The sequence below is a fragment of the Azospirillum lipoferum 4B genome (assembly GCF_000283655.1).
In the GTDB taxonomy this organism is placed as follows: Bacteria; Pseudomonadota; Alphaproteobacteria; order Azospirillales; family Azospirillaceae; genus Azospirillum; species Azospirillum lipoferum_C.
In genome coordinates, this window is record NC_016623.1 from 244,621 (window position 1) to 267,993 (window position 23,373).

21 protein-coding genes are annotated in these 23,373 nt (G+C 65.7%); 15 read left to right on the forward strand and 6 right to left on the reverse strand.

What is annotated here, in order from left to right:
- Nucleotides 1-227: 227 nt before the first annotated feature.
- Entirely contained in the window at nt 228-704 is a 477-nt protein-coding gene (locus tag AZOLI_RS22690; RefSeq protein ID WP_014249528.1) for a class I SAM-dependent methyltransferase, read from the forward strand.
- A 9-nt stretch (nt 705-713) separates the two neighbouring features.
- A complete protein-coding gene (locus AZOLI_RS22695; RefSeq protein ID WP_014249529.1) occupies nt 714-2,051 on the forward strand; it encodes a class I SAM-dependent methyltransferase in 1,338 nt (445 codons plus the stop codon).
- A gap of 188 nt (nt 2,052-2,239) precedes the next feature.
- Here AZOLI_RS22695 and AZOLI_RS22700 read toward each other — a convergent pair whose 3' ends face one another.
- Both AZOLI_RS22700 and AZOLI_RS22705 read right to left on the reverse strand, forming a co-directional pair.
- Complete coding sequence (locus AZOLI_RS22700) at nt 2,240-4,399, reverse strand: malate synthase G (RefSeq protein WP_014249530.1); 2,160 nt, start codon at nt 4,397-4,399, stop codon at nt 2,240-2,242.
- Between the two features lie 158 nt (nt 4,400-4,557).
- Nucleotides 4,558-5,703, reverse strand: a complete 1,146-nt coding sequence (locus AZOLI_RS22705; RefSeq protein WP_014249531.1) for a hypothetical protein — start codon at nt 5,701-5,703, stop codon at nt 4,558-4,560.
- A gap of 205 nt (nt 5,704-5,908) precedes the next feature.
- Between AZOLI_RS22705 and AZOLI_RS30520 the strand changes: the two genes are divergently transcribed.
- From AZOLI_RS30520 to AZOLI_RS22765, 12 genes are all read left to right on the forward strand, one after another.
- On the forward strand, nt 5,909-6,946 hold the full coding sequence (locus AZOLI_RS30520) for a hypothetical protein (protein WP_014249532.1): 1,038 nt from the start codon (nt 5,909-5,911) through the stop codon (nt 6,944-6,946).
- Nucleotides 6,943-7,368 carry a phage holin family protein gene (locus AZOLI_RS22715; RefSeq protein WP_014249533.1) on the forward strand — a complete coding sequence of 142 codons (426 nt, stop codon included), beginning with the start codon at nt 6,943-6,945 and terminating at the stop codon, nt 7,366-7,368. The genes AZOLI_RS30520 and AZOLI_RS22715 overlap by 4 nt, the downstream gene beginning before the upstream one ends.
- A gap of 11 nt (nt 7,369-7,379) precedes the next feature.
- Nucleotides 7,380-8,450 (forward strand): hypothetical protein, encoded by a 1,071-nt coding sequence (locus AZOLI_RS22720; RefSeq protein WP_014249534.1) that lies wholly within the window; start codon nt 7,380-7,382, stop codon nt 8,448-8,450.
- 303 nt (nt 8,451-8,753) lie between these two features.
- Nucleotides 8,754-9,224 (forward strand): SUF system Fe-S cluster assembly regulator, encoded by a 471-nt coding sequence (locus tag AZOLI_RS22725; RefSeq protein WP_014249535.1) that lies wholly within the window; start codon nt 8,754-8,756, stop codon nt 9,222-9,224.
- A gap of 45 nt (nt 9,225-9,269) precedes the next feature.
- Nucleotides 9,270-10,754 (forward strand): Fe-S cluster assembly protein SufB, encoded by a 1,485-nt coding sequence (gene sufB, locus AZOLI_RS22730; RefSeq protein WP_014249536.1) that lies wholly within the window; start codon nt 9,270-9,272, stop codon nt 10,752-10,754.
- 131 nt (nt 10,755-10,885) lie between these two features.
- Nucleotides 10,886-11,179: a GIY-YIG nuclease family protein gene (locus AZOLI_RS22735; RefSeq protein WP_014249537.1), complete on the forward strand. Its 294-nt coding sequence runs from the start codon at nt 10,886-10,888 to the stop codon at nt 11,177-11,179.
- 192 nt (nt 11,180-11,371) lie between these two features.
- On the forward strand, nt 11,372-12,124 hold the full coding sequence (sufC, locus tag AZOLI_RS22740) for a Fe-S cluster assembly ATPase SufC (protein WP_014249538.1): 753 nt from the start codon (nt 11,372-11,374) through the stop codon (nt 12,122-12,124).
- Entirely contained in the window at nt 12,124-13,494 is a 1,371-nt protein-coding gene (sufD, locus tag AZOLI_RS22745) for a Fe-S cluster assembly protein SufD (RefSeq protein WP_244442640.1), read from the forward strand. The genes sufC and sufD overlap by 1 nt, the downstream gene beginning before the upstream one ends.
- Nucleotides 13,495-13,496: 2 nt before the next feature.
- Complete coding sequence (locus tag AZOLI_RS22750) at nt 13,497-14,759, forward strand: cysteine desulfurase (RefSeq protein WP_014249540.1); 1,263 nt, start codon at nt 13,497-13,499, stop codon at nt 14,757-14,759.
- Nucleotides 14,756-15,223, forward strand: coding sequence for a Fe-S cluster assembly sulfur transfer protein SufU (sufU, locus tag AZOLI_RS22755; RefSeq protein WP_014249541.1), 468 nt, complete (start codon nt 14,756-14,758; stop codon nt 15,221-15,223). The genes AZOLI_RS22750 and sufU overlap by 4 nt, the downstream gene beginning before the upstream one ends.
- Nucleotides 15,224-15,238: 15 nt before the next feature.
- Complete coding sequence (locus AZOLI_RS22760) at nt 15,239-15,691, forward strand: iron-sulfur cluster assembly protein (RefSeq protein WP_014249542.1); 453 nt, start codon at nt 15,239-15,241, stop codon at nt 15,689-15,691.
- Nucleotides 15,692-15,714: 23 nt separating this feature from the next.
- Entirely contained in the window at nt 15,715-16,059 is a 345-nt protein-coding gene (locus AZOLI_RS22765; RefSeq protein WP_014249543.1) for a HesB/IscA family protein, read from the forward strand.
- 207 nt (nt 16,060-16,266) lie between these two features.
- Here the strand turns inward: AZOLI_RS22765 and AZOLI_RS31575 are convergent.
- The 4 genes from AZOLI_RS31575 to AZOLI_RS22785 all read right to left on the reverse strand — a co-directional run bounded on the left by AZOLI_RS31575 (nt 16,267) and on the right by AZOLI_RS22785 (nt 20,090).
- Nucleotides 16,267-17,333 (reverse strand): IS630-like element ISAli3 family transposase gene (locus AZOLI_RS31575; RefSeq protein ID WP_085938487.1). Its coding sequence is split into 2 segments (ribosomal slippage): nt 16,267-16,847 and nt 16,847-17,333, totalling 1,068 coding nucleotides; the frame shifts between segments, so codons are not numbered across the junction.
- Between the two features lie 107 nt (nt 17,334-17,440).
- A complete protein-coding gene (locus tag AZOLI_RS32695) occupies nt 17,441-18,355 on the reverse strand; it encodes a M48 family metallopeptidase (RefSeq protein WP_193353759.1) in 915 nt (304 codons plus the stop codon).
- A gap of 475 nt (nt 18,356-18,830) precedes the next feature.
- The gene (locus tag AZOLI_RS22780) at nt 18,831-19,721 is read right to left on the reverse strand and encodes a pirin family protein (RefSeq protein ID WP_014249545.1); all 891 of its coding nucleotides are present in this window, start codon (nt 19,719-19,721) and stop codon (nt 18,831-18,833) included.
- 42 nt (nt 19,722-19,763) lie between these two features.
- The gene (locus AZOLI_RS22785; protein WP_014249546.1) at nt 19,764-20,090 is read right to left on the reverse strand and encodes an antibiotic biosynthesis monooxygenase family protein; all 327 of its coding nucleotides are present in this window, start codon (nt 20,088-20,090) and stop codon (nt 19,764-19,766) included.
- A 217-nt stretch (nt 20,091-20,307) separates the two neighbouring features.
- Between AZOLI_RS22785 and AZOLI_RS22790 the strand changes: the two genes are divergently transcribed.
- The gene (locus tag AZOLI_RS22790) at nt 20,308-23,322 is read left to right on the forward strand and encodes a bifunctional diguanylate cyclase/phosphodiesterase (protein WP_014249547.1); all 3,015 of its coding nucleotides are present in this window, start codon (nt 20,308-20,310) and stop codon (nt 23,320-23,322) included.
- The last annotated feature ends 51 nt before the right edge of the window (nt 23,323-23,373 follow it).

The following is a 23,373-nucleotide window of genomic DNA, read 5'->3' on the forward strand; positions in this document are numbered from 1 at the left end:
TCGCGCTGTCACCGTTTTGTTAAACGATCATTCAAAATCCATTCGGCTAGCGCAACGAAACGTAACTCAGTAGAAAGGGTTGAAGCAGAGCCGAGGAATTGATCCGGCGTCTGTTGGGAGGTCGGTCGATGTCACTTGCTGAACGCAAGCTTTTTGTCGAGCGCTGGATTCGCTCACCCCTTAAGGTCGCATCGGTAACTCCAAGCGGTCCCGAACTGTGCCGCGCCATGGCCAAGGCCGCCCAATGCGGTCCCGGCCGCCGCGTGGTCGAACTGGGGCCGGGCACCGGTCCGGTCACCTCCGCCCTGCTCGGCCATGGCGTCACTCCCGGCAATCTGCTGATGGTCGAGTTGGACCCTGCCTTCGCCGACCATCTGTCGGTGCTGCATCCGGACGCGACGGTGGTGCGCGGCGACGCGACGCGGGTGCATCGGATCGTCGAGGCCCATGGTTGGGAGACCTGCGACGCGGTGGTGTCGGGCCTGCCGCTGATCGCCATGCCGCTGTCGGTCCAGGCTCGGATCGTGCGCGGCGCCTTTTCCGTGCTGGCGCCCGACGGGGTTTTCGTGCAATTCACCTACGGCCCCTTCGCCCCGGTGAATCCGGAGTTGATCCGGCGGCTGCGGCTGAAGCCGCGGCGCCACGCCTGGATCGCCCGGAACCTGCCGCCGGCGTCGGTGTGGACCTTCCGCCGGCTGCCCTGACGAGCCATTTTGACCGCTGAACCTGTCCTGGTATCCAACCTGTTGGACGAGGCGCGCGCCCTGATCGACGCGCGCCGTTACCGCCCTGCCCTGCGCCTGCTGCGCAGCGACGCCATTCCCAACGGTCTGGAGCGGCTGCATCTGCTGGGGCTGGCCCATCTCGGCCACCGCGACGCCCCGGCGGCCATCGCCTGCCTGCGCCGGGTGCTGGCGGACCGTCCGGACGACGCCGACCGCCTTGCCGCTCTGGCGCAAGCCCATCAGGCCGACAATGCCCCCTTCCCCGCCGTCCGCTGGTTCGAGCGCGCGGTTCGAGTTTCCCCCGGCCGCCCTGCCCTGACCGCGGCGCTGGCCGGCGCCCTGCGCCGCGATGCCCGTTATGACGACGCGCTGGTCCTGGCGCGCAAGGCACTGGCCGCCGGCGATACTTCTCCCGACATCCGGTACGAGGCGGCGATGGCCGCCGCCTATCTCGGCCGCGACGCCGAATCGCTGGCCCATTTCGACGCGCTGCTGGCCGACGATCCCGAACATGCCGCCGCGTGGTTCGGCAGCCATGCCCAGGCGCTGCACGGTCATGGCTCCGAAGAGGCACTGCGCCGCCTGCGGCGTGCGACGCGCTGCGGCGGGGCCAACGGGAAATACTGGGGCTATCTCGCCGCCACCCTGCGGCTGCTCGGCCGCGATGCCGAGGCCGATGCGGTCGAGGCCGCGGAGATCGGCGACAACCCGAAGCGCCGGCCGTTGCCGGACGGGGCCAGGGCGCTGCTGCCCAAGCTCTCGTCCGACTTCCGCCTGTTCGGCAACAGCGGCCGGCTGCTGCGCCATGCGCTGGCCTGCGCCACCACGCCCGGTCTGGTGCTGGAGTTCGGCGTGCGGCGCGGCACCTCGCTCGACCACATCGCCGATGCGGCGGGGCAGGAAGTCCACGGCTTCGATTCGTTCGAGGGCCTGCCGGAGGGTTGGGTGAATTCCCCCCGCGGCGTGCTGACCACCGGCAGCCAGTTGCCCCCGGTGCGCGACAACGCCCGCCTGCATGTGGGGTGGTTCGAGGACAGCCTGCCGCCGTTCCTGGCAGCCCATCCGGGGCCGGTGCGCTTCGTGAATGTGGACAGCGACATCTACGCCTCGGCCCGCACGGTGCTGACCGCGCTGGCGGATCGCGTCCGGCCGGGGACCGTCATCGTGTTCGACGAGTATATCGGCAACCGCAGCTGGCGCGACGACGAGTATCGGGCCTTCCAGGAATTCGCCGCGGAGAATGCCGTCAAGTACGAGTATTTCGCGGCCAGTCCCTACACCAAGCAGGTGGCGGTGCGGGTGTCGGGGGTTGGGCGCACAGCTTAGGTGCTGCGGCGGTAGCCCCCTCCCCATCCCTCCCCCGCTCTCGGCCGGCCTAAGGCCGGTCCGATCGCGGGAGAGGGGGTAGGACACTTGTCGGCGTGAGTTATTCGCGAAGCGGCGGCAGTCCCCTCTCCCGCGAAGCGGGGGAGGGTTAGGGAGGGGGCAAAGCGCACCCTCCCACCACCTTTACCTCACCCCGCCGCCTTCGCCTGACGGCGGCGCGCATGCAGGACCGGCTCCGTGTAGCCGTTCGGCTGGACGCGGCCCTTGAACACCAGATCGCAGGCCGCCTGGAAGGCGATGCTGCCGTCGACGTTGCCGGCCATCGGCTTGTAGAGCGGGTCGCCGGCATTCTGCTTGTCGACGACGGCGGCCATGCGCTTCATGACCTCCATCACCTGGGCCTCGGTGCAGATGCCGTGGTGCAGCCAGTTGGCGATGTGCTGGCTGGAGATGCGCAGCGTGGCGCGGTCTTCCATCAGCCCGACGTCGTGGATGTCCGGCACCTTGGAGCAGCCGACGCCCTGGTCGATCCAGCGCACCACATAGCCGAGAATGCCCTGGGCGTTGTTCTCCAGCTCCTGCCGGATCTCGTCCTCCGACCAGTTGGGGCGGTCGGCGAGCGGGATGGTCAGGATGTCGGACAGGGATGCTGCCTGGCGCTTGGCCAGTTGGTCCTGCACCTCGGCCACATTCACGGCGTGATAGTGGGTGGCGTGCAGGGTGGCGGCAGTCGGCGACGGGACCCAGGCGGTGTTGGCGCCGGCCTTCGGGTGGCCGATCTTGGCGACCAGCATGTCGGCCATCAGGTCCGGCATCGCCCACATACCCTTGCCGATCTGCGCGCGGCCTTTCAGCCCCGCCTTCAGACCGACATCGACGTTGTTGTCCTCATAGGCCGAGATCCACTTGGTGGCCTTCATCGCCGCCTTGCGGACGACCGGGCCGGCCTCCATCGAGGTGTGGATCTCGTCGCCGGTGCGGTCCAGGAAGCCGGTGTTGATGAACACAACGCGGTCCTTGGCGGCGCGGATGCACTCCTTGAGGTTGACGGTGGTGCGGCGCTCCTCGTCCATGATGCCGACCTTGAGGGTGTTGCGGGCCATGCCCAGCAGATCCTCGACGCGGCCGAACAGCTCGTCGGTGAAGGCGACCTCTTCCGGCCCGTGCATCTTCGGCTTCACGATGTAGACCGAGCCGGCGCGGCTGTTGCGCAGCCCACCGCTGGCCTTCAAATCGTGCAGCGCGATCAGCGAGGTGAAGACGCCGTCCAGGATGCCTTCCGGCGCTTCGCTGCCGTCGGACAGCTTGACCATGTCGATCGTCATCAGGTGGCCGACATTGCGGACCAGCAGCAGGCTGCGGCCATGCAGGGTGACGCTCCCGGTCGGCGTGGTGTAGGTGCGATCCGGGTTCAGCTTGCGGACGACGGTCTTGTCGCCCTTGGGGAAGCTGGCCTCCAGCGTGCCCTTCATCAGGCCCAGCCAGTTGCGGTAGGCGACGACCTTGTCCTCCGCATCCACGGCGGCAACCGAATCCTCGCAGTCCTGGATGGTCGACAGGGCGGCTTCCAGCACGACGTCGGCGACACCGGCCGGGTCGTCCTTGCCGATCACGCTGTTGCGGTCGATGCGGATTTCGATGTGGGTGCCGTTCTGGACCAGCAGCACGGCCGACGGGGCCGAAGCCTCGCCCTGCCAGCCGACGAAGGCGGCCTTGTCCTTCAGCCCGGTCTTGCCGCCGCTCTTCAGCGTCACCGCCAGCGCGTCGCCCTCGACCGTGTAGGCCGTGGCGTCGGCATGGCTGCCCTCGGCCAGCGGAACGCTGTCGTCCAGGAACTTGCGCGCCCAGGCGATCACCTGCGCGCCGCGGGCGGCATCATAGCCGCCGGCCGCCGGGGTGCCGGGGATGGCGTCGGTGCCGTACAGCGCATCGTACAGGCTGCCCCAGCGCGCATTGGCGGCGTTCAGGGCATAGCGGGCGTTGGTGATCGGCACCACCAGCTGCGGGCCGGCGAGATAGGCGATCTCCGGATCGACGTTGCCGGTGCCGACGGTGAAGTCGCCACCCTCCGGCACCAGATAGCCGATCTCGCGCAGGAAGGACTCGTATTCGGCCTGATCGAAGATCTTGCCGCGGCGTGCGGCATGCCACGCATCGATCTGAGCCTGCAGGCTGTCGCGCTTGGCCAACAGGGCCTTGTTGCGCGGCGCCAGCTCGTGCAGGAGCTGGTCGAGGCCCGTCCAGAGACGGTCGGCGTCGACACCGGTCCCCGGCAGCGCCTCGTCATTGATGAAGTCGTACAGCGGTCGGGCGATTTCGAGGCCGCCGCGGCGGATCCAGTTGCTCATCTCGTTGCGTGTCCCATTCTCTTGCGCTCGGTTCGCAGACTCCTCTCCGGGAGTCTTGATCCCCGGTTATCGCGTCTTCCGCGCAAGCCGGTCAACACAATGTCGCACCGCAGCGTATGGAGAAATGGTAGCAGGCGGCCGATGCCCGGCGAGGCCGGTCAGGCCAGCAGATCGAGAACCTCGGCCGGCTGGGCAGCGGAGGCGACCGACGACGACACGCCTGGGATCTCAGCCGCGTCGGCTTCACCGCCCAGCAGCCCGGCCGCGCCGAGCGCCTCGCTGGAGCCGAAAGCGGCGGCGCGCAGGGCGTTCACCTCCTTCTGGGCGGCCTCCACCATCTTGTCGTCGGCCTTGAAGCCCTCGCGGCGCTCCCGCCGCCGTTTCTCCGACTCGTCCAGCATGTTGGCGGCCTTGGCCTCCCCGATGATGCGCTTGGAGGTGGCGAGCACGCCCTCCACCCGCTGGCCGAAGGCATCGGCCTCGCGATAGCGCGACATCTTCATCGCGTTGTCGGCCATCAGCTGCTGGATCATCGGACCGCGGCCGCCGGAGGCTCCACCGGACGCTCCGCCGTTACCGGTCAACCCGGCGGCACCCAGCCCGGACAGCACCTCCTCGACCAGCCGGGCAATGTCGTCGGGCAGTGCGCCATCCTGCGGAACCGCCATCCCGGACTCGGCGTCGGCCGCGGCACCGGCGGCCAACACGTCGGCAGTGGTCTCGGCCGCGGCTTGGGCGGCGCTTTGGGCCGGAACCCCCTCCCCCGTCGAAAATCCGATGGTCAGCGTCAGTTCGGTCTGCTGCAGGGTCAGGCTGGTGCTGCTGCGGGTGATCGTGGTCTCGCTGGACAGAACCGTTCCGCCGGCGGCGGCAGTGCTGTCGCCGGGCAGCCCCATCTCCGCCGCGGCCTTGATGCTGGCGCCGTACTCCTTGGCGGCGCGTCCGGCCTCGCGCGCCAGCAATGCCGCCTCCCGCGCCAGGGAGGCCAGCTTCTGCGGGTCCCCCTGGGCGAAGCGCATCGCCATCTTCAGTTCTTCGATCCTGCGTTCGACCTGCTCCAGCCGGGCCGCCGCCGCAGCCTTCGATCCGCCGACCTTACGCGCCTCCTCAAGCGCGGCCCTGGCGGCGGAGCTGTCGCTCTGCCATTTGGCCGAGGGCTGGGTCAGGGCCTGCGCACGCTCCGCCTTCTGGGCGAGCTGGCCCTGGGCATCCTTCGCCTCGAGCTCCTTCTCCCAGGGCTTCTTCGCCTGCTGCAGGCGGAAAAGACCGGACTGGCCGTCCGCCACCACGCTGAAGACGCTCATGCCGTCACCCCCGGGCCCGGCCGAACCGAGTTGTTCGCGGCAAAGTTTAGCACAATCGCCGCGACTGTCCATTTCGCGCGGGCTCCGCGTGGAACCCCAAGGCTTGGCTGGTGTTTCACCTTCCGACACCCGATTCCGCAACGGGCGGTTCGAAACCGCAGGCGCGGAGCCGCAGAATACCGGATTCCCGAGGAGGAAAGACACGATGCCGAACCGCGACACGACCGGCACCGGCGGAACGACCCCGACCGGCTCCACCACTGGACAGTCGACCGCCGGCAGCAGCTCCACCACCGCCAACACCCCGCCGGGCGGGCGCGGCAGCGTCGATGACATCAAGAAGTCCGTCAACCACGCCGCCGACGATGCCATGGAGACCGGCCACGAAACGCTGGGCCAGGCACAGGGGCGCATCCGTTCCCTGCTGGAACAGCAGACCGGCCGCGCCGCCGATCAGCTGGGCGGCGTCGCCAACGCCCTGCACAAGGCTGCCGAGCAGCTGAATCAGGAGAATGGCGGCGTGGTCGCCGATTACGCCGTGCAGGCGGCCGACCGTGTGGAGCGCGTCGCCGACATGCTGCGCGATGCCACGGTCGACGACATCGTCGGCGAGGTGGAAGGCTTCGCCCGCCGCCAGCCGGAGGTGTTCATCGGTGCCGCCTTCGCCGTCGGCTTCCTGGCCGCGCGCTTCATCAAGAGCTCCGGTGAGCGCCAGATGCACCGTGCCTCCACCTCGCTGCGTGGCAACACCCACCCGTCGCAGTCCGTGCGGAGCACCCGGAGCAGCGCGTATGACGTCGGCCGCGACCGCAGCAGCGACATGAACCGCGACTCCGACCGCAAGCCCAGCCGCGGCATGGCCGGCGGCATCGCCGAGTCCGTCAGCCGCGGCACCCCGTCCCACAGCGCGGACACGCCCACCACCGGCTCCTCCACCGTCAACACCGGCAACCTCGCCGGCCGCATGGAGTCGGAGCGCGGGGCGGAGCGCCTGGGTGAGCCGAAGCCGGCCGCCGGCCGCATCGGCATGCCGCTGTCCACCGCGCCGGCCTCCGTCACCGGCCGCGGCGCGTCGCCGTCGGCCGATACGGCGCTGGGCACCAGCACGGTCGGCACGCCCGCCGGAGTATCGGGCACCACCGGCAGCACCGCGAATGCCGGCACCACCGGAACCGCCGGGACCCAGGGCGGGGCCGCCGGCACCACCTCCTCCACCTCCAAGCCGCAGGGACAGCGTCCATGAGCGCCGCCGAGAACCGCTATGACGAGCCGCGGGATCCGCGGCAGGACCGGCCGCTCGCCGGCCTGTTCGCCGATCTCGCCCGCGAATCCGCCAACCTCGCCCGATCCGAGATCGCGTTGGCGAAGGCCGAGCTGACCGACAAGGCCAGCGAGGCCGCCGGCGGCGTGGCCTTCATCGCCGTCGGCGGACTGGTCGCCTTCGCCGGCGTCCTGGTCCTGCTTGCCGCTGCGGTTCTCGGCCTGTCCAACGTCCTGGCCCCCTGGCTGTCCGCGCTGATCGTCGGCGTGGTGGTTCTGGCGGTGGGCGGCATCCTGGCCTATGTCGGCAAGAACCGGCTGAGCCCCGCCAACCTCCGCCCCCGCCGCACCATGAACACGCTGGACGAGGACAAGCGCTGGGCCAAATCCCAGCTTGCCCGCTAGGGGCCCGGCCGATGGCGGACGACAAACGCACTCTCGCGGCCGGGCAGTCAGCCGCACCGCAGGATCTCGACGCCCTGGAGGGCGACATCCGCGCCAGCCGCGCGCGCATCGGCGGCACCGTCAACGCGCTGCGCGACCGCACCTCACGTCTGCGCGACAGTCTGGCGCGGTGGTCGCCCCAATCCCTGATGGAGAACACCATGAAGCACACCTACACGCCGGCGACGCCGGATACCCCGTCCCAGCACTCCCACCAGCACCAGTCCGACCGTTACGAGAGCGGCCAGACCGTCCATTACAAGGGGTCGCGGTCGCAGTCCTCCACCGGCGGCTCGATGCTGAGCAGCATGACCGGCAACCCGATCCCGCTCGCCCTGGTCGGCATCGGGCTGGGCTGGCTCGCCCTGTCCAGCACCGGCTACGACCGCCGCATCGCCCGGTCCGGCACGGTCCGCTCGGCCCGCCACCGCATGGGCGACGCCGTCGGCTATGCCCGCGAGTCGCTGAACAGCGCCACCGACAGCGTGCGCAGCGCCGCCAGTTCCGCCTATGGCAGCGCGTCGGGCGCGGTCGGTTCGGCCTACGGCAGCGCCTCGGGCACCGTCAGCGGGATGATGGGCGGTTCGGATGACGATCATGCGCCGGGCCGGGATCATGCGTCGGGCCGGGACGACATCCATGGCCAGCGGCAATCCCAGGGCTACGCCAGCCGCGGCATGTCGCGCCTGTCCTCCATGGCACCGTCGACCGATCATCTGCGCCACCGTGCCCACAACGTGACGACCGGCTTCTGGGATCTGGTGGAGGACCACCCGATCGTCGCCGGCGTCATGGGCGTCGCGCTGGGCGCGGCCATCGGCGCCGCCCTGCCGGGCACCCGCTATGAGAAGCAGTGGGTCGGCGACTATGCGGACGAAGCGACCGAGCGCGCCAAGACGATCGCAAAGGACGCATTCGACCGCGGCACCCGCGCCGCCCAGGCCGCGGCCCAGACCGCGGTCGAGTCGGCCAAGGAGGACGTCCGCGAGGTCGTTTCGCAAGCCACCGACGCCGCCCGCGAGGAAGTCAAGAAGCCGGGCTGATCCCCGCTTCCCGGCTGAATCGGACCGACCCCGCGCCCATCCGGCGCGGGGTTTTCCGTTTTCGCCTCCAGGCGCGGCAAACGGTCGCACCTTCGCCTTTCAGCACCACCTTGGCGGTAGCGTGATGGTTGGAGCAACGCTATAACCAAGCAGGATCGATGGGTATTCCCGGCGCGTCAGCCATGCACAGGCGCCAAAGCCGCGGAAACCCTGCATTTTAATCGACAAACGCCCCTTGCCCCCCGGATCAATCAGGACTAAATTGGTCCTGTATTGGAAACCGGGGTGAAACGGGGTGCGGTCATGATCCGGCTGAGCAAGCTGACCGACTATGCCATCGTCGTGTTGAGCGAGATGGCGCGGCAGGTGGGTGCGGTCCATACCGTCGCCCATCTTGCCGACCGCACCGGCGTACCTGCCCCGACCGTCGCCAAGCTGATGAAGGCGATGACCCCGGCGGGGCTCACCACCTCGCAACGCGGCGCCGCCGGCGGTTATGCGCTGAGCCGCCCGGCCGATGCAATCTCCATCGCGGAAATCATCACGGCGCTCGACGGTCCCATCGCGCTGACCGCCTGCGTCGACGGCGCCGACAGCCAATGCGGGGTGGAGCAACTTTGCCCCATGCGCGGCGGTTGGGAAAAGGTGAACCGCGCCATTCGCGGCGCGCTGGAGGAGGTGACGCTGGCCGACATGATGGCCCCCATCGCCTTCCCGGCCCCGGCAGCCGCAGCGAACTCCACAGCCGCCCAGCCGGCCCGCCCTGCGCACTGAACGGCGCGCATCGAACAGCATTCTTGAGAAGGACGAGGCAAAGCCATGGCCGCCCAACCGGAAACCGTCGAGCAGGTCCGCGCCGTCACGGAGCAGAAGTACAAGTACGGCTTCACGACCGACATCGAATCCGACGTCGCGCCGAAGGGCCTCAACGAGGACATCGTCCGCTTCATCTCCGCCAAGAAGGAGGAGCCGGAGTGGCTGCTGGAATGGCGCCTGAAGGCCTTCCGCGTCTGGCAGACGATGGAGGAGCCGCAATGGGCCGCCGTCAGCTTCCCGCCCATCGACTATCAGGACGCGCATTACTATGCCGCGCCGAAGAAGAAGGCCGGGCCGAAGTCGCTGGACGAGGTCGATCCCGAACTGCTGAAGACCTACGAGAAGCTGGGCATTCCCCTGCGTGAGCAGGAGATCCTGGCCGGCGTCGAAGGGTCGGAGGGCAAGAGCCCGGCCATCGCCGTCGACGCGGTGTTCGACAGCGTGTCGGTCGCCACCACCTTCAAGGCGAAGCTGGAGGAGATGGGCATCATCTTCTGCGCGATCTCCGAGGCGGTGCAGAAGCACCCGGAACTCGTGAAGAAGTATCTCGGCTCGGTGGTGCCCTACACCGACAACTATTATGCGACGCTGAACTGCGCAGTCTTCACCGATGGCAGCTTCGTCTACATCCCCAAGGGCGTGCGCTGCCCGATGGAGCTGTCGACCTATTTCCGCATCAACCAGGCCAACACCGGCCAGTTCGAGCGGACGCTGATCATCGCCGACGAAGGCTCCTACGTCAGCTATCTGGAAGGCTGCACGGCGCCCCAGCGCGACGAGAACCAGCTGCATGCCGCGGTGGTGGAACTGGTGGCGATGGACGATGCGACCATCAAATATTCCACCGTCCAGAACTGGTATCCCGGCAACGCCGAGGGCGTCGGCGGCATCTACAATTTCGTGACCAAGCGCGGCGCCTGCCGCGGCAGGAACTCCAAGATCTCCTGGACGCAGGTGGAGACCGGCTCCGCGATCACCTGGAAGTATCCGAGCTGCATCCTGCAGGGCGACAATTCGGTGGGCGAGTTCTATTCGGTCGCCATCACCAACAACTTCCAGCAGGCCGACACCGGCACCAAGATGATCCACATCGGCAAGAACACCCGCAGCACAATCGTGTCGAAGGGCATCTCGGCCGGCAAGGCGCAGCAGACCTACCGCGGGCTGGTGAAGATCCTGCCCAGGGCGGAGGGGGCGCGCAACCACACCCAGTGCGACAGCCTGCTGATCGGCGACAAGTGCGGCGCCCATACGGTCCCCTACATCGAGAGCCGCAACCGCTCCGCCCGCATCGAGCATGAGGCGACGACGGCCAAGATCAGCGAGGACCAGCTGTTCTACTGCCGCCAGCGCGGCATTTCGGAGGAGGACGCGGTGTCCCTGATCGTCAACGGCTTCTGCAAGGAGGTCCTGAAGGAACTCCCCATGGAGTTCGCCGTGGAAGCGCAGAAGCTGGTGGGCATCAGCCTGGAAGGCAGCGTGGGGTAGTCAAACAGCACTCTTTGGTGCCGTCATCCCCGCGAAGGCGGGGATCCAGGCATCCACCTTAGGGGACACGACAAAACCTGGATCCCCGCTTTCGCGGAGATGACGGGTAGCGGAGAGAAGGGATTGTCGGGATGGAGGAGCGGTTCTTCGTCTACATCCTGGCAAGCCGAAGAAACGGAACCTTGTATGTCGGTATCACGTCGAACCTCGGACGCCGGATGATGGAACACCGGGATGGCATCATTCCGGGCTTTACGGATCGCTACGGTGTCAAGCGCTTGGTCCATGTGGAGCCTTATGCCACCGCCGAAGAAGCCATCAACCGCGAGAAGAGGCTGAAGAAGTGGAACCGGGATTGGAAGATCCGTCTGATTGAGGAACACAACCCCGACTGGGCGGATCTTTACGAGAGATTGAATGCATAGGCGAGTTCCCCCAACCGGCTCGTCATCCCCGCGAAGGCGGGGATCCAGACTTGGGCCAGGGGCACTCCTCGGGACGCCTGGATCCCCGCCTTCGCGGGGATGACGGCCAACCAAGTAACGGTGTGGATTTAGGAAGAGAACGCTCGGAACCGGACGTGCCGGAAGCCTGAAGAAGACAACGAGGCCAAGACGATGATCGAAATCAAGAACCTGCACGCCACCGTGGACGGCAAGGAAATCCTCAAGGGCGTCGACCTGACCATCCGCCCGGGCGAGGTCCATGCCATCATGGGGCCGAACGGCGCCGGCAAGAGCACCATGTCCTATGTGCTGGCCGGCCGCGACGGCTATGAGGTCACGGAGGGTTCGGTCACCTATTACGGCAAGGACCTGCTGGCGATGGAGCCGGAAGAGCGGGCGGCCGAGGGCGTCTTCCTGGCCTTCCAGTATCCGGTGGAAATCCCCGGCGTCGGCAACACCACCTTCCTGAAGACCGCGATCAACGCCATCCGCAAGCATCGCGGCGAGAAGGAACTGGACGCTATGCAGTTCCTGAAGCTGATCCGCGAGAAGACCAAGGCTCTCGGCATGAGCGACGAGATGCTGAAGCGCGCGGTCAATGTCGGCTTCTCCGGCGGTGAGAAGAAGCGGAACGAGACGCTGCAGATGGCGGTGCTGGAGCCGAAATTCGCCATCCTCGACGAGACGGACAGCGGGCTGGACATCGACGCGCTGAAGATCGTGGCGGAGGGCGTCAACGCCCTGCGGTCGCCGGAGCGGTCGATGCTGGTCATCACCCATTACCAGCGCCTGCTCGACTACATCATTCCCGACTATGTCCATGTTCTGGCCGCCGGCCGCATCGTGAAGTCGGGCGGCAAGGAACTGGCGCTGGAGCTGGAAAAGAACGGCTACCGCGACTTCGGCGCGAGCGAGGCGGCGTGATGACGGCGCAACATCCCTCCCCCCTTCACCCCATGACCTACTCGACGCGGGGCGCCGATCCGGCGACGGCGCCGGCCTTGCTGGCTCCGCTCGACCAGATGGGGGCCGGGCTTCCCGGCAGCGGCCTGTCCTGGCTGAACGAGCTGCGCGCGGCGGGCCGCGAGCGCTTCGCCGCCGTCGGCCTGCCGACGATCAGGAACGAGAGCTGGCGCTACACCAACCTGCGCGACCTCGCCAAGGTCAGCTTCCAGCCGGCCGCCCCGGCGGCGGCCACCATCGACCTGTTGCCGACGGTGCGGGCCGAGGGGCAGGACGGCCCGCGTCTGGTCTTCGTCGACGGCCGTTTCCGCGCCGACCTGTCCTCCGTCGACGGGCTGCCGCCGGGCGTCGAGTTGCTGAGCCTCGCCGCCGCGCTGACCACCCATTCCGACCTGCTGGCCGACCATATCGGCCGCCTCGCCGCGGCGGATGACCGTCCCCTGGTGGCGCTCAACAGCGCCTACCTCGCCGACGGCGCGGTCCTGCATGTGCCGGCCGGCGTTCAGGTCGAACGCCCCATCGAGCTGGTCTTCGTCTCCGTCGGGACCGAGGCGCAGGCGACCTCCTGCCATCCGCGCAGCCTGCTGATCGCAGAGGCCGGGTCGAAGGCGGTGGTGGTCGAGCACCATGTCGGCCGTGGTGCCGGCACCACGCTGTCGAACCATGTCACCGAGGTCTTCGTCGGCGAAGGCGCCACCCTGCACCATTACAAGTCGCAGCGCGAAGGCGGCGGCGCCATCCACCTGTCGCACATCGCGGCGACGGTGGCGACCGGCGGCTGCTATGACAACTTCATCCTGACGACCGGTGCCAAGCTGTCGCGCAACGAGGTGGTCAGCCGCCTGGACGGGACCGAGGCGCGGACGCATGTCAGCGGCGGCTATCTGGTCCGCGGCAGCCAGCATGCCGACACCACCACGGTGATCGTTCACGCCCAGCCGAACGGCACCAGCCGCGAGGTCTACAAGGGCGTCATCGACGACACGGCGCGCGCGGTGTTCCAGGGCAAGATCACCGTCTGCCCGGATGCGCAGAAGACCGACGGCTACCAGTTGAACCGCGCCCTGCTGCTGTCCGACGGGGCCGAGATCGATAGCAAGCCGGAGCTGGAAATCCACGCCGACGACGTGAAGTGCAGCCACGGCTGCACCGCGGGCGAGCTGGACGACGACGCGCTGTTCTACCTGCGCGCCCGCGGCATCGACCGTGACACCGCCCAGGGCCTGCTGATCGGCGCCTTCCTGTCCGAATCGCTGGAGGAAATCGCCGAGGAATCGATCCGCGACGCCTTCCAGGGGATCATCGCCGGCTGGCTGGAGGAGCAGAAGTAACCATGTCCGATGCCATCCTGAACCAAGCCTACGACGTGCAGCGGGTGCGGGAGGATTTCCCCATCCTCGCCCGCAGCGTCCACGCCAGGAAGGGAAAGCCCGGCAAGCCGCTGGTCTATCTGGACAGCGGGGCGTCCGCCCAGAAGCCGCGTCAGGTCATCCAGGCCATGACCCGCTTCCTGGAGGAGGATTACTCCAACATCCACCGCGGCGTTCATTTCCTGTCGCAGACCGCGACCGACCAGTTCGAGGCGGTGCGGACCAAGGTCGCGCGCTTCCTGAACGCGCCGAACGACCGCTGCATCGTCTTCACCCGCAGCTCGACCGAGGCGATCAACCTCGTCGCCTCCAGCTATGGCCGGACCTTCCTGAACGAAGGCGACGAGGTCATCCTGTCGATCATGGAGCATCACGCGAACATCGTTCCGTGGCAGCTGCTCCAGGCCGAGAAGAAGATCGTCATCAAGGTCGTGCCCTGCGACGAGTTCGGCGTCCTCGACATGGATGCTTACAGGGATCTGCTGTCCGACCGCACCAAGCTGGTTGCGATCACCCACTGCTCCAACGTTCTCGGCACCGTCACCCCGGCCAAGACCATCGCCCGGCTGGCGCATGAACGCGGCGTGCCCGTGCTGTTCGACGGCAGCCAGGCGGTGGTGCACGGCACGGTCGACGTGCAGGACATCGACGCCGACTTCTACGTCTTCACCGCGCACAAGCTCTATGGCCCGACCGGTCTCGGCGTGCTGTACGGCAAGTACGATCTCTTGAAGAAGATGCCCCCCTATCAAGGCGGCGGCGACATGATCGAGAGCGTCAGCTTCGAAGGCACCACCTTCAAGGCCCCGCCCTCGCGCTTCGAGGCCGGCACCCCGCCGATCACCGAGGTCATCGGGCTGGGTGCCGCCATCGATTATGTCGAGGCTCTCGGCCGCGATGCCATCGCCGCGCACGAGCACGACCTGCTGCAATACGCGACGCAGCAGCTGTCGCAGATCGACGGCCTGCGTATCATCGGCACCGCGCCGGGCAAGGGGCCGATCATCTCCTTCGCGCTGGAGGGCGTGCACCCGCACGACGTCGGCACCATCGTCGACCAGTATGGCGTCGCCGTGCGCGTCGGCCGCCATTGCGCCGAGCCGCTGGCCGAGCGCTTCGACGTCGGACCGACCGTCCGCGCGTCTTTCGGCCTGTACAACACCCGGGAGGAGGCCGACGCCCTCGTCCAGTCCCTCCAGGCGGTCAAGGAGTTCTTCGGAGCATGATGGACGATCTGCGCGAGCTGTATCAGGAAGTGATCCTGGATCACGGCAAGAATCCCCGCAACTTCCGCCATCCCGACGACGCCAACCGCGAGGCGAAGGGCGAGAATCCGATGTGCGGCGACCGCTTCATGGTCTATCTGACCCTGAAGGACGGGGTGGTCGACGACGTGGCCTTCCAGGGCCGCGGCTGCGCCATCTCCACCGCCAGCGCCTCGATGATGACGGAGCTGGTGCGCGGCAAGACGGCGGCGGAGGCTGAAAAGCTGTTCCACGCCTTCCACGAGCTGTGCACCCAGGACGAACCCGACATCCCCAAGGGTGTCGATGACGAGACGATGGAAAAGCTGATGGTGATGTCCGGCGTGCGCCAGTTCCCGGTGCGGGTGAAGTGCGCGACGCTGGCCTGGCACGCGATGAACGCGGCGCTCCACGGCGAGGCTGCGGCCTCCAGCGACCAGTTTTGACGGAGGGGGATCGAAATGCCCGATGAAGCCCTGACGCACCGCCCGATGGCCCCCAATCCGGCCGAAGCCGAGGCACAGTTGAACGCGCAGGCCGCCGCGGATGCTGGCGCCGACTCCAAGGAGTTCGCCCCGATGCCCAAGCCGCCCGAGGGATACGACCCGCGGGAGGAGATCATGGATCGCGTCGTGGCGGCCATCAAGACCTGCTACGACCCCGAAATCCCGGTCGATATCTGGGAACTCGGCCTGATCTACCGTGTGGACATGGATGGGCAGCGGAATGTCGAGATTGATATGACGCTGACCAGTCCCATGTGTCCGGTGGCCGGCGAACTGCCCGAACAGGTCCGTCAGGCCGTGCTGGGCGTCGAGGATGTCAACGAGGTCAAGATCGAGCTGGTGTGGGAGCCCCCCTGGCACCAGGGCATGATGTCCGAGGAAGCCCGCCTGCAACTGGATATGTTTTGAGCCGTATTTAGGAGACCGTCACCATGGCCCGTTCCCTGCCCAAGGCGATCACGATCACCGACGCCGCCGCGGAGCGCGTCAAGGCGCTGATGTCCAAGGCCACCGACGACATGGTCGGCCTGCGCATCGGCGTGAAGGCGCGCGGCTGCTCCGGCCTCAGCTATGACGTTCAGTATGCCAAGGAAAAGATGAAGTTCGACGAGGTGGTGGAGGACAAGGGCGTCACCATCCTGATCGACCCGGCCGCCGTCATGTTCCTGATCGGCAGCGAGATGGACTATGTCGACGACAAGTTCCAGACCGGCTTCGTCTTCAAGAACCCGAACGAGAAGGGCCGCTGCGGCTGCGGCGAGAGCTTCCACGTCTGAACGGTTGCTGCACAGGGGGCTACTCCGATGCCCCCTGTGCAGCCGGCTCTCGACTCAGTTAGAGATTCCAGTGTGATGTACGCCTAAATCTCTATAGCGCTGTGCGTTTAATATGAAACGCATAGCGCCACGGCCTTATGTTTGACGATCAGATTCACGCTTCGAGGCGATCCCAATTCTACGTAATGCGATCTAATACCAGCGGCTTTAGACATTGACCGCTGCCCACGAGCGTGAGGCGATTGAGCGAATGATTTCGGGTGCCTGGGCGAGAGCGTTCCACGCCTCGCAGCAGGCCTCGACGATGGCGGCATAGGAATCGAAGACGCGATGGCTGAGGTGGTTCTGTCGCAGGAACTGCCAGATGTTTTCGACCGGATTGAGTTCCGGGCAATAGGGCGGCAGATGCAGAAGGCTGATGTTTTCGGGCACGACCAGCTTGTCGCCCGGCTGGTGCCAGCCTGCGCCGTCGAGGATGAGCACCGCATGGTGGCCGTCGCTCACTTGGCCGCTGATCTCGGCCAGGTGCAGGGTCATTGCCGCGGCGTTGGCCTTGGGCAGGACCAAGGCCGCGGCGGCGCCACGGCTCGGGCAGACGGCGCCGAACAGGTAGGCCCAGCTATGGCGCTGGTCGCGGGGCGCGCGTGGCCGGCTGCCCTTGGCGGCCCACACCCGGGTCAGGGTCCCTTGCTGGCCGACCCGGGCTTCGTCCTGCCACCAGAGCTCCAGCGGCTTGCCGCGGGCGGTGTCGGGGAGGGCGCCGGCAACCAGAGCGGCAAAGTTTTTTTGTGAGCCTCGAGCGCCTCGCCATCCTGCTGAGGATGCTGGGGGCGCACCGACAGGCGACGGAACCCCAGACGGCGCAACAGCCCGCCAACGCTGCGCTCGGCCAGCACCACGCCGAACCGGCGCTCGATCTTGCGGGCCAGATCGCACCGCCGCCACCGAACCACGCCATCCTCGGCGAGGTCCGGACCGGAGCGGACCCAGGACGCCACCTCCGCTTCCTGCTCCGCCGACAGCTTCGGCTTGGCTCCCGGTGCCTTACGATCCCGCAGCCCCGCCACGCCTTGGGCGTTGTAGCGGTGAACCCAATCCCGCAACGTTTGCCGATCCATCCCGCAAGACCGCGCGGCGTCCTCGCGAGATCGCCCCTCCAAAACCAGAGCTAGGGCGAGAAGGCGCCGCGCTACATCCGGATCGCCAAAACGCACCGCCCGCTGGCGCAACTCCGCTGAACTCAGCTCCAGCCGCGTGATCGCAATCGCCGCCATACCCGCCTCCTTCCGAGAGCTGGCAGCGAATCACAGGGCGGACCAAAAGGGAATCCACCGTGACGAGTCACACTTCAAAGCCGCTGGTATAAGGCCATATTTTTCTTCTATCTTCCGTGACGCTCTCTGAGCGCTTCCTCAAGCTTGGCTCTGTCAATGTGGTGTTTGACGATAAATTCCAGATAATGTTCAGGAACCGTCTCCTTCACGAAAGCCATGATATTCAGATAGCGGTCAGTCATATGAGGGAAAGACGAGAAGAATCGCGCGACAGAAGCAAAAAAGCTACCGTTTACAATACGAGACTGGAAAATAAAGGTATCGCTGGAGACTTTCCCATATAGAGTTTTGCCAATCAGCAGTTTGCTCATTCCTGTAATAGCCGCTTCCACCTCACCACAAAGCGCTAGGCCAATTCTGTCGCCAGAATAGACAATGCAACGCTCATAAGGCAAAATAAACAAATTGAGAAACGGGATTTTCTTGACAGCTTCCATTATTTCAAAGACGATCGGAAAGTAGTGATCCTTTTTTACTTTCATGTATCCAACGAATCTTGCGATTGCCCATTCTATGTCACGGTAATCTTTGGCAGAGTCGCAAGATTCAACGAAGGATGAATGTATCACGATAAATTTTGTCGAAAAAAACCTGTGGAGTATCATGTTCACAGCTCCACTCTCAACGATATATATCTCCACGTCCTTATGATATCCAATCTTTTCTTTTACAGACTCCAAAATACTTGCTATTTCCGGGAAATTATCGCGACCAACTTTCACGGCATTTCCGATAAGCAACGCTTTCGTCAACTCCATGCCAAGCCAAATTGCCACAAATATCAGTACTGCATATATGCCTACAAATATAAAGAATGTTTTGTTATTAAAACTCATGTAAGCAATCCATAAAATCATCGGCAACACCGCTATCACTGCAAGCGCAAATCTTGAATTTGTCATTGGGTGAAGGTATTGCTTTACATCGAATGTTGAGCTGCTATTTAAGGCATAAGAGGTCATCCCAAATCTCCCATAGGTTGTTTCAATTCGCACGTCACCCATTTAAAATTATACACGGTGTTCTTATGCAATCCATGAGGCGATAAGCAAAAATCTTTCTTTTTCTCCGATATTAATACAAATGTAGGACGATGGCAGGGGCACATTCCATGAGTTTGCAAGCCTTTGTGCTGCTGTTGTGTTGCAAAGAGCATTCTCTAAAAAGACTAGATTGTCGTTCATCTACCTGTGCAAGGCGCAGGACAGTTAACAAAACAGGGTATAAATGGAGAACAGCAAAATAATAAATCCACCAAATTTCGACATATTACACTCAGGGGCTGAAACCTTCGTCCCACTGGATTTCTCAAACTCAATTTGACAGACGATTCCAGCAGCCCAATCTGTTGGCAGCGACTGGTCCTCCATAAGGCACTCCACTTTTTCTTCCTAATTTCAGGAATGCCCACAGTAATTTTAGTGCTTTGCTATCCAATCACGACATCGGATTGACCGGCTTTGGCATCTCCGGCAGCGGGATGAACTCGCCGTCGTCGAGGTCCGGCAGCTTCATCCGGCCGGCGCGCCAGTCGGCCTTGGCCTGCTCGATCCGCTCCTTCGACGAGGAGACGAAGTTCCAGTCGATGAAGCGCCGACCGACCGGTTCGCCGCCGACGGCGATGACGATCGATTGCGTGGACGCGGTCAGCACCGCAGGATGGCCGGGACCGAACACGGCCATCCGGCCCGCCTCGAAAACCTGCCCCTCGACCTCCACCGTTCCAGTCACCACATAGGCCGCCCGTTCCCATCCCCCCGCCGGCAGTTCCACGCGAGCGCCGGGGGCGAGATCCCAGTGGATGTAGAACAGGGGCGAGTGGGTCTTCACCCCCGCCTTGGCCCCGAACGCCTCGCCCGCCACCAGCCGGCCGCGAACTCCATCCTCCTCGAAGACCGGCAGGTCGCCGGTGCCGTAATGGGTGAAGGCCGGGTCGGTTTCCTCATCCGCTTCGGGCAGGGCGACCCAGGCCTGGATGCCGTGCATCCGCCCGCCTTCCATCCGCGCGCGCTCGAAGCGTTCGGAATGTGTGATGCCGCGCCCGGCGGTCATCCAGTTCACTTCGCCCGGCCGGATCGCCTGTTCCGAGCCCACGCTGTCGCGGTGCATGATCTCGCCCTCGAACAGGTAGGTGATGGTGGACAGTCCGATATGCGGATGGGGGCGGACATCGACGTCGCGCGGCAGGCCCGGCTGGAAATCGACCGGCCCCATATGGTCGAAGAAGACGAAGGGGCCGACCATCCGCCGCTGAACGAAGGGCAGGACCCGCCCCACCTCGAATCCGCCGAGGCTCTTCCGGCGCTGCTCGATGACCAGTTCCAGCATTGGTTCTCCTCCCGGCGGATGTTGCGGCGGCCCGATTCGCGTTCAGGCGTCCGGATTGCGCGGCACGGTCTGGATGACTTCGAACCCCTCGAACTCCGGCGGCCCGACATACAGGGGCTTGCTGGTGCCGGCTTTGCCGTGGGCGGCGCGGAAGGCCTCCGACCGAGTCCAGTCCTGGAACGCGGCTTCAGAATCCCAGACGGTGTGGGAGGAGTAGAGCCGGTATTCCTCCCGGTCGGGTCCGCGCAGCATGTGGAATTCCACGAATCCCGGAACCTTGTGCAGATGGACCTCGCGGTTCAGCCAGACCTCTTCGAAATCCTGCTCCGCCCCGTGGCGGACCTTGAAGCGGTTCATCGCAATGAACATGCGTCTTTCCTTCCCGGCGTTATCGGCAAGCACGACCTTGGCCCCGACCGTGACAAGCATAGAGGTTGGGACCGCCGACCGGCAATCAACCCGGCCTGACGCCGACAGTCTTCCCGATTGCTTACGATCCGTTAATGTAAAGAAGCTCTAATATGAGAAAAGAGCGATAATGGCTGCCGGCCGGATCGGCCGAGCACGCATCCCCCGGGGGAACGGCATGACCGGAACAAGCGTAGCGCAGACGGCGGCGGACAGGATCCGCTGCAAGCCGCCCGGCACCATTGCGACCATTCTCACCCTGGCCGCTCCCTTCCTGCTGGTCCTCGAAGCGACGTGGCTGACCGGCCCGGTCGATCTTGCCCATTATCTGCCTCTTCACACCTTCTTCGAGATCTTCGCCATCGCCGTGGCTGCCCTGGTCTTTGCGATCGGCTGGCATTCCCACACGGACGAAACGCCGCCGGCCCTGCTGGCCCTGTCCACCGGCTTTCTCGGGGTGGCGCTGCTCGATTTCGGGCATCTGATGTCCTATGCGGGCATGCCCGATTTCGTCACCCCGTCGGGGCCGGAGAAGGCCATCGCCTTCTGGCTCGCCGCCCGTGGGATGGCGGCGGCTGCACTCCTGCTCGCCGCCGTCCTGCCCTGGCGCCCCGGATCGGCGGCTCTGCGCTATCCGCTGATCGGTGCGGTGCTTGCGATCACCGCTGCCGTCTTCTGGGTCGTGCTGTGGCATCCCGGACTGCTGCCGCGCACCTTCATCGCCGGCGAAGGGCTGACGCCGTTCAAGGTCGCGGTCGAATACGGACTGGTCCTGCTCTATGCCGGCGCCGCCCTGATCTTCCACAGGCGGCGGCGCGAGGCGCGCACGCTGGACATCCACCGCATGGTGATCGCCGCCATCGCCATCGCAATGAGCGAACTCTGCTTCACGCTCTACTTCAGCGTCTACGACCTCGCCAACTTGGCCGGTCACATCTACAAGGTCATCGGCTATTGGTGCCTGTACCGGGCCGTGTTCGTCACCGCGGTCCATCACCCCTACGAGGCACTGCACCAGTCCGAGCGCGACCTGTGGCGGGAGAAGGAGCGGGCGCGAGTCACCCTGCTGTCGATCGGCGACGGGCTGATCGCGACGGACACCGCCGGCCGCGTGACCCTGATGAACCCGGTGGCCGAGCGGCTGACCGGTTGGAGCAGCGGCGAGGCGGTCGGTCGTCCGGTGACCGACGTCTTCGACATCGAGAATGCCCAAACCGGGGAACGGGTTCCGGTGCCGGTCCAGCAGGTGTTGGAGATCGGCCAACTGGTCGGGCTCGCCAACCATACGGTGCTGGTGGCGCGCGGCGGAGGCCGCAGCCACATCGCCGACATGGCCTCGCCGATCCGCGACCGCGACGGGACGCTGCACGGCGTGGTCATGGTCTTCCAGGACGTGACCGAAACCTATGCCAGCCGGGAGGCGCTGAAAGACAGCCTGTCGCTCAACACCGGCATTCTGGAAAGCGCCGCCTGCGGCATCATCGCCACCACGCTGGACGGCATCATCCGCGTCTTCAACCGCGAAGCGGAGCGGATCTTCGGCTATCCGGCCGACGAGATGGTCGGCACGGCGTCCCTGCCGCGTCTTTACGATGGGGAGGAGCTTCGCGCCCATGCCGACCGGATTGCCGCGGAGTTGGGGTGCGCGGCGCCTGCAGGCTTCGAGGCGCTGGTCGCCCGCACCCGTGACGGCGACCTGCCCGATTCCGGCGAATGGACCGGACTGCGGAAGGACGGCGCCCGCATCGCCCTTTCCGCCGCCACCAGCGTTCTGCGTGACAGCGGTGGGGCGGTGCGGGGCTATCTGACCGTGGTGATGGACGTCACCGAGAGGAAGCGGGCGGAACGGCAGATCGAAAGCCTCGCCTATTACGACCCGCTGACCAACCTGCCGAATCGCCGCCTGCTGCTGGAACAGCTGGACGGCCAGCTGCGCACGGCACGGCAGAACGGACGGTGCGGCGCCTTGATGTTCCTCGACCTCGACGACTTCAAGGGGCTGAACGATGCCCGCGGCCATGTCGCCGGAGATACGCTGCTGCGCGAACTGGCGGCCCGGCTGAACGCCACCCTGCGCCGGGACGATCTGGTCAGCCGCCTGAGCGGAGACGAGTTCGTCATCCTGCTGCCGGACCTGGGCGAGAGGACGGAGGAAGCCTCGGAGATTGCGTGGCGGGTGGCGGAGAAGCTGCGGCTGGCCGTCGCGCAGCCCTTCCGCCTGGACCGCTATGAACACAGCATCTTCGCCAGCATCGGCCTGACCGTCTTCCCCAAGTCGGCGGAGGAAACGGTGGAGGACCTGCTGAAACAGGCCGACACCGCCATGTATGCCGCCAAGGACGGCGGACGGAACACCATCCGCGACTATGATCCGGCAATGCTGGTGGACGCCCGGGCTCGCCTGGCGCTGCAGCAGGATCTGCGCAAGGCGGTGGACGCCGGGGAGTTCACGTTGTTCCTGCAGCCGCAGACCAGCGCCGACGGCACCCTGGTCGCGGCCGAGGCGCTGATCCGCTGGCAGCATCCGCAGCGCGGCTTCGTGGCGCCCGGTGCTTTCATCGCGGTGGCCGAGGAATCGGGCTTGATCCTGCCGCTGGGCGACTGGATCCTGATGGAGGCCTGTCATGTCCTGCGCCGTCTGGCCGATGCCGGCAGCGACTGCCACCTGTCCGTCAACATCAGCCCGCGCCAGTTCCGCCAGCAGAATTTCTGTGCCGGCGTGATCGCCGCGGTCCGCGCCAGCCACATCGACCCGCGCCTGCTGACGCTGGAGATCACCGAGGGGATCGCCATCGGCGACTGCGCCGACACGGTCGCCAAGATGTCGGAGCTGGCGGCAGTCGGGATATCCTTCTCGCTGGACGATTTCGGCACCGGCTTCTCGTCGCTGTCCTACCTGAAACAGCTGCCGGTGGGAGAGCTGAAGATCGACCGTTCCTTCGTCCAGGATGTGGACCGCAACAGCCACAACGCCGTGCTGGTGGAAACCATGCTGTCGATCGCCAGCCGGCTTGGATTGAAGGCGGTGGCGGAGGGGGTGGAAACCGCGGCGGAGCGGGATTTCCTGCGCGACCACGGCTGCGCGATCTTCCAGGGCTACTACTTCGACCGGCCGATGCCCGTCGACGACTTCATGCGCAAATACGTGGTCCCGGCAGAGCAGGCCGCCATCGAGGAGCCGGCGCTCGCCTGAACCCATGACGCGTGAACCGGCGGGGGGAGGCCGCTTGAACCTCCCCCCCCG